This window comes from Pseudomonas sp. Teo4 (assembly GCF_034387475.1).
GTDB lineage: Bacteria > Pseudomonadota > Gammaproteobacteria > Pseudomonadales > Pseudomonadaceae > Aquipseudomonas.
This window is the reverse complement of the sequence record NZ_JAXCIL010000001.1, coordinates 1,351,439-1,364,131: the sequence shown is the minus strand read 5'-3', so window position 1 is coordinate 1,364,131 and position 12,693 is coordinate 1,351,439. Positions and strand designations below refer to the sequence as shown.

Annotated in this window: 10 protein-coding genes; 6 read left to right on the top strand and 4 right to left on the bottom strand. The window is 60.8% G+C overall.

Annotated features, from left to right (window positions below; genetic code table 11):
* The first annotated feature begins 55 nt into the window (after positions 1–55).
* Positions 56–1,660: a response regulator gene (locus tag PspTeo4_RS06425; RefSeq protein WP_322362869.1), complete on the top strand. Its 1,605-nt coding sequence runs from the start codon at positions 56–58 to the stop codon at positions 1,658–1,660.
* A 6-nt stretch (positions 1,661–1,666) separates the two neighbouring features.
* On the opposite strand, the gene PspTeo4_RS06420 is transcribed toward PspTeo4_RS06425, so the two are convergent.
* Positions 1,667–3,655: a hybrid sensor histidine kinase/response regulator gene (locus tag PspTeo4_RS06420; protein ID WP_322362868.1), complete on the bottom strand. Its 1,989-nt coding sequence runs from the start codon at positions 3,653–3,655 to the stop codon at positions 1,667–1,669.
* A 323-nt stretch (positions 3,656–3,978) separates the two neighbouring features.
* Here PspTeo4_RS06420 and PspTeo4_RS06415 point away from each other — a divergent pair, with 323 nt between their 5' ends.
* Both PspTeo4_RS06415 and PspTeo4_RS06410 read left to right on the top strand, forming a co-directional pair.
* Positions 3,979–4,665 carry a type 1 glutamine amidotransferase domain-containing protein gene (locus PspTeo4_RS06415; protein WP_322362867.1) on the top strand — a complete coding sequence of 229 codons (687 nt, stop codon included), beginning with the start codon at positions 3,979–3,981 and terminating at the stop codon, positions 4,663–4,665.
* Positions 4,666–4,795: 130 nt separating this feature from the next.
* Positions 4,796–5,602 carry a CSS-motif domain-containing protein gene (locus PspTeo4_RS06410; RefSeq protein ID WP_322362866.1) on the top strand — a complete coding sequence of 269 codons (807 nt, stop codon included), beginning with the start codon at positions 4,796–4,798 and terminating at the stop codon, positions 5,600–5,602.
* A gap of 19 nt (positions 5,603–5,621) precedes the next feature.
* Here PspTeo4_RS06410 and hppD read toward each other — a convergent pair whose 3' ends face one another.
* Entirely contained in the window at positions 5,622–6,698 is a 1,077-nt protein-coding gene (gene hppD / locus PspTeo4_RS06405) for a 4-hydroxyphenylpyruvate dioxygenase (protein WP_322362865.1), read from the bottom strand.
* A 301-nt stretch (positions 6,699–6,999) separates the two neighbouring features.
* On the opposite strand from hppD, the gene PspTeo4_RS06400 reads away from it, so the two are divergent.
* Positions 7,000–8,586: a cyclic diguanylate phosphodiesterase gene (locus PspTeo4_RS06400; RefSeq protein WP_322362864.1), complete on the top strand. Its 1,587-nt coding sequence runs from the start codon at positions 7,000–7,002 to the stop codon at positions 8,584–8,586.
* A 36-nt stretch (positions 8,587–8,622) separates the two neighbouring features.
* Positions 8,623–9,510, top strand: a complete 888-nt coding sequence (rarD, locus tag PspTeo4_RS06395) for an EamA family transporter RarD (protein ID WP_322362863.1) — start codon at positions 8,623–8,625, stop codon at positions 9,508–9,510.
* Here the strand turns inward: rarD and PspTeo4_RS06390 are convergent.
* Positions 9,473–11,044: a TerC family protein gene (locus PspTeo4_RS06390; RefSeq protein ID WP_322362862.1), complete on the bottom strand. Its 1,572-nt coding sequence runs from the start codon at positions 11,042–11,044 to the stop codon at positions 9,473–9,475. The two genes, rarD and PspTeo4_RS06390, sit on opposite strands and share 38 nt — an antisense overlap.
* Positions 11,045–11,303: 259 nt before the next feature.
* Between PspTeo4_RS06390 and PspTeo4_RS06385 the strand changes: the two genes are divergently transcribed.
* Complete coding sequence (locus tag PspTeo4_RS06385) at positions 11,304–11,885, top strand: LysE family translocator (RefSeq protein ID WP_322362861.1); 582 nt, start codon at positions 11,304–11,306, stop codon at positions 11,883–11,885.
* A gap of 27 nt (positions 11,886–11,912) precedes the next feature.
* Here the strand turns inward: PspTeo4_RS06385 and PspTeo4_RS06380 are convergent, their stop codons facing one another.
* Complete coding sequence (locus PspTeo4_RS06380; protein WP_322362860.1) at positions 11,913–12,689, bottom strand: AraC family transcriptional regulator; 777 nt, start codon at positions 12,687–12,689, stop codon at positions 11,913–11,915.
* Positions 12,690–12,693 lie beyond the last annotated feature (4 nt).

Here is a 12,693-nt window from a genome sequence, read left to right as displayed (position 1 = left end):
GACCACTGGCGGCAGGGCCACGACTGGCGCTGCCCTTTGACACGGGAGAGTCGTCTTGGCCAGTTCTTTGTCGCTGGATGAGCGCGCCCTGATACTGGCCCCCGCTCAGCTCGCCGCAACCACCTCCAAGCTGCTGGCAACAGCCGGTATCAACTGCCTTTGCGCGCACGATGTCGCCCATTTGCAGGCCCGCTTGATGGAGGGAGCCGGCATGGCGATCATCGCCGAGAAAACGCTGAACAGCGAGAAAAACGCCTTGTTGCAAGGGTTCATCAATGACCAGCCCAGCTGGTCGGACCTGCCCATCGTACTGCTCACCGAGCCATGCTCGCTGCTCACCGACACCTCTGAGCACCCCTTGGGAAATCTGACCCTTCTAGCCTCTCCATTCGAGGACGGACAGCTCTTGCAGTTGGCCCGCATCGCGCTGCGCAACCGTCGTCGCCAATACCTGGCACGCGAACAGTTGCAGGGGCTGCAACTACAGCTCGACGCCCGCAGCCAGGCACAGCGGACACAGGATCTGGCCCTGTACCAGGCGCGCAAGATGGAGGCTATCGGCCAATTGGCCGGGGGTGTGGCACATGATTTCAACAACCTGCTGACCAGCATAGGTGGCAGTTTCGAACTGATCGACCGCCGCTTGAAGCAAGGCCGCAGCGAGGGCCTCGACGGCGTTCTGCGCATGGGCCGAGAGGCGGTCACCCGTGCTGCCCGACTCACCCACCGTCTGCTGGCGTTTTCCTGCCGACAATCGCTGAACAGCCAGCGCATTGACCTGCGCCCACTGTTGCAGGTGCAACGGCTGCAGGGCGCCCTCAACGACTCGGTCACGCTCGAAGTACGGCTACCCAGCGACCTCTGGGCCGTCGAGGCCGACGGCGTGCAGCTGCAGGAAGCCCTCGACAACCTGCTGCTAAACGCCTGCGAAGCCATGCCCAGCGGTGGGGCGCTGTGCATCGAGGCGAGCAACCAGCAGATCGACGCCGACCCAGGCCGCAGCGACGGCCTTGCCGACGGCGAGTACCTGCGCCTGAGCATCATCGACGACGGCCAGGGTATGTCGCAAACCACCCTGGAGCATGCCTTCGAACCCTTTTTCAGCACCAAGCCGGTTGGCCAAGGTATCGGCCTTGGCCTGTCGATGGTGTACGGTTTCAGTAAACAGTCCCGTGGTCACGTTGCCCTGCATAGCCATATCGGCCAGGGTACCCGGGTGGACCTGTACCTGCCGCGCCACAGCGGGCCAGGGCAGACCGAGCCAGCAACGGACCCATTGGCGCTTCACGCAGGCGGTCATGACGTGCTGGTGGTCGAGGACGACCTGCACGTGCGCCGCTTGTTGTGCCAGACGCTGCAGGAAGAAGGGTTCACCTGCCAGAGCGCTGGCAATGCCGACGACGCGCTCAAGGTGTTGCGCTCTGCGCAGAATATCGACCTGCTGATCAGTGATGTCGGCCTGCCTGGCATGAACGGCCGGCAACTGGCGGAAATCGCACGCACCCTGCGGCCAGGGCTGGCGGTGCTGTTCATCACCGGCTATGCCGAGACGGCCATGACCCGCGAGGGTTTCCTTGCGCCTGGCATGCAATTGATCTGCAAGCCGTTCGAGCTCAAGGCGCTGCAGCAACAGGTCACACAGATGCTGGGTAAACCTTGAGCCTGCTCAATCGGCCAGCATTCGCAAGACCTGGCTCAACAAGCCGTCAAACTCGAAGGGTTTGAGCATCAGCGCCGTACCCGGCTTTGCGAGCAGTTGGGCGTGTATCGCAGGCTCGACAAACCCTGTTATGAACAGAACCCTCTGCGCAGGCACGAGCTGACGCATCGCCTTTGCCAACTGCCGCCCGCTGAATCCACCCGGCAAGCCTATATCGGTGATGACAAGGTCAAACGGGCCATCCATCTGAAACCGCAGCAGTGCTTCATTGGCATCACCGGCCTGGTAAACGTCGAAGCCGCATTCATTCAGATACTCACGCATCAGCTCGCGCAGGTTCAACTCATCATCCACCAGCAACAGCCGCTGCCCACGAGCCTGTTCGGTCACTGGCATCGGCGCGGGCGGCTCAGCAGGTAGCGAGTGGTGGCAGCGTGGGAACAACATCGAAATCCTGGCCCCCTCTGCGGGTGCCGAACTGATCCACACGTATCCCCCCGACTGGCGAACGAAGCCGTAGACCATCGCAAGCCCAAGCCCGGCACCGCGCCCCAGAGCCTTGCTGGTGAAAAAAGGCTCAAAGGCCCGGCCCTTCTCGACTTCGGACATACCATGGCCGTCGTCTTCGACGTGAACAGCCACGTAGTCCCCTGGCGGCAAGCCCGTGTCATTGGGGAACGCGGTGGCAAGCCGTTCGTTGGCACAGCGAATGGTCACGCTGCCGGTCTCCAGGCAGGCTTCACGAGCGTTACTGCACAGGTTGATCAGTGCGGTCTCGAACTGCGTCAGATCCAGGCAGACGGTCCAGGGTTCGATATCCAGTTGCCATTGCAGGCGCATCTCGGCGCCCAGGGTCTGAAGCAACACCGGTTGGAGTGCTGTCAACTGACGGTTGAGGTCCAGGGGGACAGGCTTGAGCGGTTGGCTGCGGGAAAACGCCAGCAACCGATGGGTGAGGTTCATGGCTCGCTGTACAGCATCACGGGCCACGTCGACGTAGTCATCCAGGCGATCCGTACGCCCCTGATGCAGACGCCGCTGCAACAACTCGAGGCTACCCCCGATACCGGACAACAAATTGTTCATTTCATGGGCCATACCACCTGCCAACTGGCCAACGGCCTCGAGCCTCTGGCTGTTGCGCAATAGCGCTTCGGACTGGCGCGTGATCTCGTCACGATCGTCGGTGATGTCGCGGCCCACGGCCGTCAGCAGCGAGCCGTCGAACCTGGCGCTCCAGCGAAACCATCGATAATGCCCATCCTGATGGCGCAGACGGGTCTCGAACGTATCACCGCTCTTGCCGTGAACGAAATCGACCATCGCCACCTGCACTTCGGTGCGGTCCGCCGGATGGATCAACTCAAGCAGCGAATGGTCGCGTACCTGGGCTTCACTCCAGCCCAGAACGCGATACCAGGTAGGGTTGGCATCCTTCAACACAAGCTCAGGCGTGACTGTAACCATGGCATCGCGCGACAGTACCCAGAGGTGCTCGCGTTCCTGTGTGTACTTATGGATCTGCGCCCCGAACGCCTGGGCCTGCTCCTGCCACGCCTGCTGCAATTCGGCGCCTGCCGTGGTCTCGATGACCGTATGCAGGAAACCTGCTACAACCCCTTGATCATCACGCACGGGGGCGTAGCAAAAAACGAAGGACGCTTGCGCACCTTGTGCGCCGAAACCTACCCGTATGGGTTTGTCACCAACGAAGTTTGCGCGCCCCTCCAACGCCTCGAACACCCATGGCCCCACCTCGCCCCAGACGTCACGCCACAGCAAGTCAAAGCTTTTACCCAGCGCATTCTGCTGAACCGGATGTAACGCCTGGTAAGCCTCGTTGTGAATCACGACAAGGTCTGCCCCCCAGACCAAGGCGCTGGGGAACGGGGCATTGAGCACCATGTCGACCGCAATGCGCAACGTGGCTGGCCAGCGAGGCAAAGGCCCCAATGCGGTACGCCCCCAGTCGAACCGCGCGATGCGTTCGCCCATGGCGCCCGCAACATCAGCGCCGGGTACCAGGGCGACGGTCTGCTGAGCAGGTTGCTGTGGCGTAGGGTTCCCCAAAAGGCTGATTCCAGTGTCAACGTGAGAAAGAAAGGATTGTCTGCATCATCTGCGCGAACGGGCGCTCCTGCAATACTTTGTAATGTTAACCATTACACGTTTACCGCAGGCGATGCGTCACGCCCTCCTGATCATCAACGTAGCACAACGCCACCAGCCAAATGGCACGACTGCAATCCCCAGCTATGCTGATTAGGCCTCAGCTGCCACCTGATGCTTTATCCCTTTGCTGCCAATGGAGTCTGGTCATGAGCAAGAAGATTCTGGTTGTGCTGACCAATACAGCCAAGTACCCGAAGCGCAAGCGGGCCACCGGATTGTGGCTGGGCGAAGCGGTCCACTTCATTGAGAAAGTCGAGAAAGCGGGCTACTCGGTCGACTATGTCAGCCCCGCTGGCGGCTATGTACCCATCGACCCCCATAGCTTGCAACTGGCGCCAGAGCTGGATTGGCAGTGGTACAACGACAAAGCGTTCATGAACCGGCTTGGCAGCACACTGAGCCCTGCCCAGGTCAAGGTGAGCGATTACTGTGCCATTTACTATACGGGCGGGCACGGGGTGATGTACGACTTCCCCGATAGCCACGGCCTGCAGGAGTTGGCTCGAAGCATCTATGAAAGCAAAGGCGTTGTAGCCGCCGTCTGCCACGGTGTCGCGGGTTTGCTGAACATAAAACTCAGTGACAACAGCCTGTTGCTGAAAGACCGCCAAGTGACCGGCTTTTCAAATACAGAAGAAGAATTGGCTGAACTGGAAAAAGAGGTTCCGTTCTTGACCGAGAACGAGCTGACAGCACGCGGTGGCCAGTACTCGAAGCATGAGGACCCTTGGCAACCCTTCGTAGTTGAGGACGGCAGGCTCATCACGGGCCAGAACCCCGCCTCTACTGGCGAATTGGCGGAAAAGGTGCTCGCAAAGCTCAAGGGACGATAACACCTACAACGGATTTCCCGTATTCCCAGCGCATGTACAGTTTGCGACTTACAGCCGGCCTAATGCAGCTTTCTTAGGCTCACCCTTCGTTTGCCCACCCGGCAGATCTGAGCGAAGGGGAATGCATGGTATGTCGAAACTCACTCAACTCGGGCGCTTCATGTTGGCACCCATGCTGGCCATTACGACCAGTTTGATGCCTGTTGCCAGCGGGCTTTTGGTGATGCTCTACCAAATGGAGCGCAGGCTTGAAGAAAATGCTCGCGTATCCGTTCAGGAAGCCGTCTACGCCATCGATATCGCGCTGGATCGATTGCAAGGGTCGGCAAAACTGGTGCTGCCCTTGGCAGGCCAACCCTGTTCGCGGGCCAAGGGCAAGCTTGTGGACTTGGTACAGGGGATGCAACACCTTCGCTCGCTGACATTGGCGCAAGATGGCAAGACTTATTGCTCTTCGACGAGTGGAAAACTGTCGCACGAAAGCTTGTACATCGACCAGGACAAGCCAGTAATGTTGGTGTTCGACCCACCTACCGCACCTAATTCAGTGTTGGTCGTGTACCAGCTCAGGCGCGATAACCTGAGCGTTTATGCTTCAACTTACGGCTTGGAGCTAAGCAAGGAGCTGCGCAGTTTTCAGGACGGTCTGACACTGCTTCTGGAGTTTGGTGAACATTATATATGGAGTGATGGTGATAGCCGTGACGCGGCGCGGCCGTCACAATCGGAGTACTTTGAAACAGCGCACTCAATGAAGTATGGCTACACCGTAAAAGGCGGCTACGAAGAAGGCTTTACGGCTCGAGAAGCCCGCCAGTCGCTCCTTCAGATAATGCCTTCCCTCGCCTTGGTGGGGATACTGACCGGCTCGATCGTCTACTGGGGGATAGTGAGGATGGGGCGTAAAAAGTTGGGTGCCACCGCCTGCAAGTCATGACGGCGGCACCCGAGTGTCGTCAATCGACGTTCAGCACGCCGCGGCGCACCTGATCACGCTCGATCGACTCGAACAAGGCCTTGAAGTTACCTTCACCGAAGCCGTCGTCACCTTTGCGCTGGATGAACTCGAAGAACACCGGCCCCAGCAGGGTTTCCGAGAAAATCTGCAGCAACAGGCGCTTGTCACCGGCTTCGGAAGCACCATCGAGCAGAATGCCACGGGCCTGCAGCTGATCCACCGGCTCGCCATGCCCCGGCAGGCGCTCTTCGAGCATCTCGTAGTAAGTCTGCGGCGGCGCGGTCATGAAGCGCATGCCGAAGCCCTTGAGGGCATCCCAGGTCTTGAGCAGGTCGTCTGTGAGGAAGGCCACATGCTGGATGCCCTCACCGTTGAACTGCATCAGGAACTCTTCGATCTGCCCCGCCCCTTTGGACGATTCCTCGTTCAGCGGGATGCGGATCATGCCGTCGGGCGCAGTCATGGCGCGCGAAGTCAGGCCGGTGTACTCACCCTTGATGTCGAAGTAACGAATCTCGCGGAAGTTGAACAGCTTCTCATAGAAGCCGGCCCAGTAGGCCATGCGCCCGCGATAGACGTTGTGGGTCAGGTGGTCGATGATCTTCAGGCCAGCGCCGACCGGGTTGCGGTCAACCCCGTCGATGAAGTTGAAGTCGATGTCGTAGATCGAGCTACCTTCCTCGAAACGGTCGATCAGGTACAGCGGGGCACCACCGATGCCCTTGATCGCCGGCAGGCGCAGCTCCATCGGGCCGGTTTCGATTTCCACCGGCTGGGCACCCAGCTCCAGGGCGCGAGCATAGGCTTCATGGGAGTTGCGCACGCGAAACGCCATGCCACACACCGACGGGCCATGTTCGGCCGCGAAGTAGGACGCCATGCTTTTCGGTTCGTTGTTCAGGATCAGGTTGATGCCACCCTGACGGTACAGGTGCACATCCTTGGAGCGGTGGGTCGCCACCTTGGTGAAGCCCAGTATCTGGAACACAGGTTCCAGCACGCCAGGCGTCGGGGACGCCAGTTCAATGAATTCGAAGCCCATCAGGCCCATTGGATTGTCGAAGATATCAGCCATGTTCGTGTCCTCATCTGCAGCGAAAAATGATCAATTGCTTGTGATGTGGGACGTAAATGGCGGTGAGCACGGGATACCCCGCACGCTGCGGGCGAGGAAGTCACCAATGATCAGCTTGAACCCATGGTATGTCATATGGACCCATTCTCGGCGGGCTTGATCCTCCGGAGGTGGAGAACCTTATTGTTGTATTCGTAAATCGATTCTACATTGCGTAAATTCCTTTGTCGCGCTTTTGTTAGCACTGCACCCCGACGAGCGGCTATCCTGTGCAGGTCTTCCTCTACAAGATTAGGCCAGCATGCCCCTCACGGTTAAACGTCCTGCCCGCTGGAGCTGGCGCGCCCTGCTCCCCTGGGCCGTTGGCGTGTTGCCACTGGCATGCGGCTTGGTGGTCATAGACTGGCAAACCCAACGTGAGCTGCGCGCCAACAGCCTGGCCACCACGGTTCAGGTTGTCGCCCATGTCGAGCGCATACTCGATAACCTGTCAGGCGCCGCCCAGGCCTTGTTGCCGCTGGCCGGCAGCCCATGCGAGCAGATCAAGCTCAACCTGCGCAGCCAGGTGACCCGTAACGCGTTCGTGCGCTCGACCAACCTGTTCCAGCACAACACGCTGTATTGCACTTCGTTGTTCGGCGAATTCGACGAGCCGGTCGATGCCCGCGATTATACCGAGGGCAAACTGTGGCTGATGGACGGCAACTCGGTGACTCCCGGTCATCCATTGCTGGTGTACCGCGCCAGCGAGGGCGACCGAGGCGCCATTACCACGGTCGACGGCGAGCACCTGCTCACGGCGCTGCGCCTGATTGGCCCGGATGAAGTGTTGCAGATCCGTGTCGGCGACAACTGGATGGGCAAGGATGGCGTGGTACGCCAGGGCACGCCACCAACCGCCGCCAGCGCCGACGTGGTGCGAAGTTCGACCCGTTACCCCTTCAGCGTCCACGGCGGGTATGAGGCCGGCAAACAGGGCGCACTGCTGCGTAGTCATTATCCGGCACTGCTCAGCTTGTTGCTGTTCATTGGCGCGGTGGCCGGAGCCGCGTGCCACTGGCAGATCCGCCGCGCTTCATCGCCACGCAATGAACTCAGACGCGCCCTGGAGGCGGACGAGTTCCTGCCGTACTTCCAGCCGGTGGTGCGCAAGGACGACTACCGTTGGGCAGGGGCCGAGGTGCTGATGCGCTGGAACCATCCCCGTGAAGGGCTGGTGCGCCCTGACCTGTTCATTCCGTATGCTGAACACAGCGGGCAGATCGTCGCCATGACCCGCGCCCTTATGGTTCATACCGCCCAGACCCTGGCGCCCTATAGCGCGCTGATCGAGGACGGCTTCCATATCGGCATCAACATCACCGCCGATCATTGCCGCGATCTGCGTTTACTCGACGACTGCCGGACCTTCCTTCAGCACTTCCCGCCAGGCCGGGTGATCCTGACCCTGGAGCTGACCGAACGTAAACTCATCGAGCCCACACCAGTGACGCTGGAGTTGTTCGAAAAGCTTCATGAGATGGGGGTAATGATTGCCCTGGACGACTTTGGCACCGGCCAGTCGAGCCTCAACTACCTGCGCCAGTTCAAGGTCGACTACCTGAAGATCGACCAAAGTTTCGTTGCGATGATCGGTGGCGATGCACTGTCGCAGCACATTCTCGACAGCATTATCGAACTGTCGGGCAAGCTTGAGCTGGGCATCGTCGCCGAGGGCGTGGAAACCACTGCCCAACGCGACTACCTGGCGAAACACCATGTGGACTATCAGCAGGGCTACCTGTTCGCCAAGCCCATGCCCGCGGCACAGTTTCTCCAGGCACTGGCTGCCCGCCCAGGCATCACGCAGTTGCCGCAGGAAGCGCCCCCTGAGATCATGCGCGGCTGATCCACCGGCTTAACTCCCCCCCTATTCGAGGCATTCGTGTCAAAAGGCATTCTTTCGTCGGTCATGGCGTCCTGTCTGTTCGCTGTGATGTACTTCTATACCTCTTTGCTCTCGCCGCTCGATGGCGAAGAAATCTTTGGCTGGCGCACACTGCTGACCCTCCCCTGCCTCACCCTGTTCATGCTGGTGACCAAGGACATCAAGCTGGTCGGCGGCCTGCTCGCCCGGGTACGGCAAAACCCGCTCCTGTTGCTGGGCATGGTTGGCACGTCGTGGCTGATGGGCGTGCAGTTGTGGCTGTTCCTCTGGGCGCCCCTGCACGGGCGCAGCCTGGAAGTGTCGATGGGGTATTTCCTGCTACCGCTGGCGATGGTCCTGACAGGGCGCGTGGTCTATGGCGAGCGCCTGTCCCGGCTGCAGAAAGTGGCCGTGGCCTGCGCCGCGCTGGGCGTGGGCCACGAGCTTTACCAGAACGGCAGCTTTGCCTGGGAAACCCTGGTGGTGACCATCGGCTACCCCATTTACTTCGTGCTGCGTCGACGCTGCCGCACCGACCACCTGGGCGGGCTGTGGTGCGACATGTGCCTGTTGCTGCCCTGGGCCGTATATTTCGTGACCCAAGGGCCGTTGAACGCCAACGACCTGCTCCAACATCCGGCCCTGTATGGGTTGATTCCACTGCTGGGGGCGATCAGTGCCTGTGCCCTGATCGCCTATGTACTGGCCAGCCGCTTGTTGCCCTTCAGCCTGTTCGGCCTGCTCAGCTACGTCGAACCGGTGCTGCTGGTGGGCGTGGCGCTGCTGCTGGGCGAGACCATCGGCCCAGAGCAGTGGCTTACCTACCTGCCGATCTGGGCCGCGGTGCTGGTGTTGGTGCTCGAGGGTATCAAGCACCTGCTTCGCCAACGTCGGCGTTCGGTTTAAGCCGCACCTGGCGTACCCGGCGCTCTTCCACGGCCACCACCGTCATGCTCCAGCCATTCCAGGCCAGTCGGTCACCCACCACTGGCAGACGGTCCAGCAAGCTCATCACCAGGCCCGCGAGGGTCTGGTAGTCCTCGGTGGCGCGGGCGCTGAAACCAGTCCGAGCCTGCACCTGGCTGAGGTTCAGGGCGCCGCTGACCACGAAGCCATCGTTGTCTTCGACCACGCCCGGCCCCTCCACTTCACTGGCATCGGGCAACTCGCCTGCAATCGACTCGAGGATGTCGGTCATGGTCAGCAGGCCGGTGAAGTCACCAAACTCGTTGACCACGAAGGCGATGTGGGTCGACTGGCTGCGCATCTGTTCCAACGCGTTGAGAATGCTGAAGCTCTCCAGCAGGTTCAACGGCGCCCGCGCCATGCGCTCCAGGTCAGGCTGGTTGCCGGACAATAGCTCGTTGAGCAGCTCCTTCTTGTGCATGAAGCCCAGCGGTTCATCGATTCGGCCATCGCGAATCAGCGGCAGGCGCGAATACGGCGAATGGGCCAGGGCCTGAGTGATGGCTTCGGCGGGCTGCGCCAGATCGATGGCATCGACTTCGGCACGCACCGTCATCACCGTGCGAATCGGCCGCTCGGCCAGGTTCAGCACGCCGCTGATCATGACCCGTTCACGGCGGTCGAACAGCACCTGCTCCTCGCCACCTTCGACCAGGTCGGCAATTTCCTCGCCCACCTCGTCGGCTTCCACCCGCCGCCCGCCCAACAGGCGCAACACGGCATGGGCGGTACGGTCACGCAGCGGCCTGTGCTGCTGCAGGCTGCGCTTGCGGCGGGCACGGGCCAGCTGGTTGAACAGCTCGATCAGCAGCGAGAAGCCGATGGCCGCGTACAGGTAGCCTTTGGGGATGTGGAAGCCCAGGCCTTCGGCGGTGAGGCTGAAGCCGATCATCATCAAGAAGCCCAGGCACAGCATGATCACCGTGGGGTGGGCGTTGACGAAGCGGGTCAAAGGCTTGCTGGCCACGATCATGATGCCGATCGAGAAGATCACCGCGATCATCATCACCGACAGCTGCTCGACCATGCCCACGGCCGTGATCACCGCATCCAGCGAGAACACCGCATCCAACACCACGATCTGCGCCACGATAGGCCAGAACGCGGCATGGCGTGCCGGGCCGCTGGATTGGGCGACGTGCCCTTCCAGTCGTTCGTGCAGTTCCATGGTGGCCTTGAACAACAGGAACACACCACCGAACAACATGATCAGGTCACGGCCGGAGAAGCTCTTGTCGAACACTTCGAACAACGGTGCGGTCAGGGTGACCATCCACGAGATACTGGCCAACAGGCCCAGGCGCATGATCAACGCCAGGCTCAGGCCAATCACCCGTGCGCGGTCGCGCTGATGGGGCGGTAGCTTGTCGGCCAGGATGGCGATGAACACCAGGTTGTCGATACCCAGCACCAGCTCGAGGACGATAAGCGTCAGCAGGCCCAGCCAGGCCGTAGGGTCGGCTAGCCATTCCATTAGCGGGTACTCACAAGGGATGCGTCACAAGGACGGGGGAAGGATGGCCAGGAAGGCCGGGGACTGGGGGGCTCCGCGAAGGTGCTCATACGTACCTTGATCAAAAAATGGGAAGGTGATCCTACATCCACTGCGGGTTTTTCCAACAGCGCGAAACTATTACAAAAGCTGTAACAACCGTTCCAGGGGACTTTTCTTCAATACGTCACCCGCCTGCCACTTCAGGATTGCGGGCATCGTCCACAACAGGAATGCCCCCATGACGCTTGCACTTTCCATGGCTGCCTTTGCGCTGGCAGCTTCAATTTCGCCCGGCCCGGTAAACATCGTTGCCTTGGGCAGCGGTGCCCGCCATGGCCTGCGGGCCAGCCTGAGCCACGTAGCGGGCGCCACACTCGGATTTTGTGCGTTGTTGCTGCTGGTCGGGTTCGGGCTACACGAGCTTCTTTTGCGTTGGCCTGTGATGGGCGTGCTGTTGCACTGGGGAGGCGTGGCGTTCTTGCTGTACATGGCGTGGAAACTGGCCATGGATGATGGCCGGCTGAACAGTGAACAGCACCAAAGCGCCCCGTCCGCCTGGCATGGCGCAGTCATGCAATGGCTCAATCCGAAAGCCTGGCTGGCGGCGGTGGCCGGCGTCGGTGCCTACACCGGTGGAGAGCAACACTTGCTGTGGTTGTTTACCTGGATCTACGGCCCGATCTGTTTCGTGTCGGTGGCCGGCTGGGCCTGGGCTGGCAGTGTGATTCGGCGGTATCTGGGTAATCCTCGGCATGTGCGGGCGTTCAATCGGGGGTTGGCGGCATTGCTGGTGGCCAGTGCGGGGTATCTGATGGCTTGATAGGGCCAGTGATGACCATTACCAACATCAGGCATCACGATAATGCCCAGGCGTGGCCGCCAGATGCTGCTTGAACACCCGCTGCAGATGCGCCTGGTCCGCGAACCCCGACTCCACTGCCACTTCGGCGATCGCCCTGCCCTGGCGCAATTGCGCCCGGGCATGCTGTACCCGCTGATCAACCAAGTATCCATGGGGCGTGAGGCCGAAGCGTTGTCGGAATGCGCGGATCAGATAGGCCCGCGAAAGCCCGGCAGCAGCGCAGATATCCTCTAAGCTCAGCGGGTCGGTGCGGTGCGCGCGGATGAAGGCAGCGGCCGTTTCCAACCGCGGATGGCCTGATGCGGTAACGCTCGAAGGCGGCCCCAAATAGCCTGGCAGGTCCATGAAAAACGCCGATAGCAGCGTCTCGCGGTGAGGCTCATCGTCGTCGAACAGGCTGGCAAAAACCTCCAGTAGCCGGCCATACAGCCTCGGCGAGGTGCTACAGGTCTGCACAGGCAGTTCGAACCCCAGCGCCCGCAACCACGGCAGGTCGACGAACAGCATCAGGTAAGACCATGCATCCCCTTCAATCGGGTTGCAGGTGTGCACCACGCCAGGGTTCATCAGCACCGTGGTACCAGCGCTGACTTCGACCTGGTTGTCACCGGTCAGGTAATGGCTGCGCCCGCCGGTGATCACACCGATGGAAAAGCTCTCGTGGGAATGGGCGGCATAACACACCTTGCGCCCATCCCCTACCCGTCGCGCTTCGACGAATGGCAAGGCCGGATCCCGCCAAAACCGCGACACTTCGATCATCGAG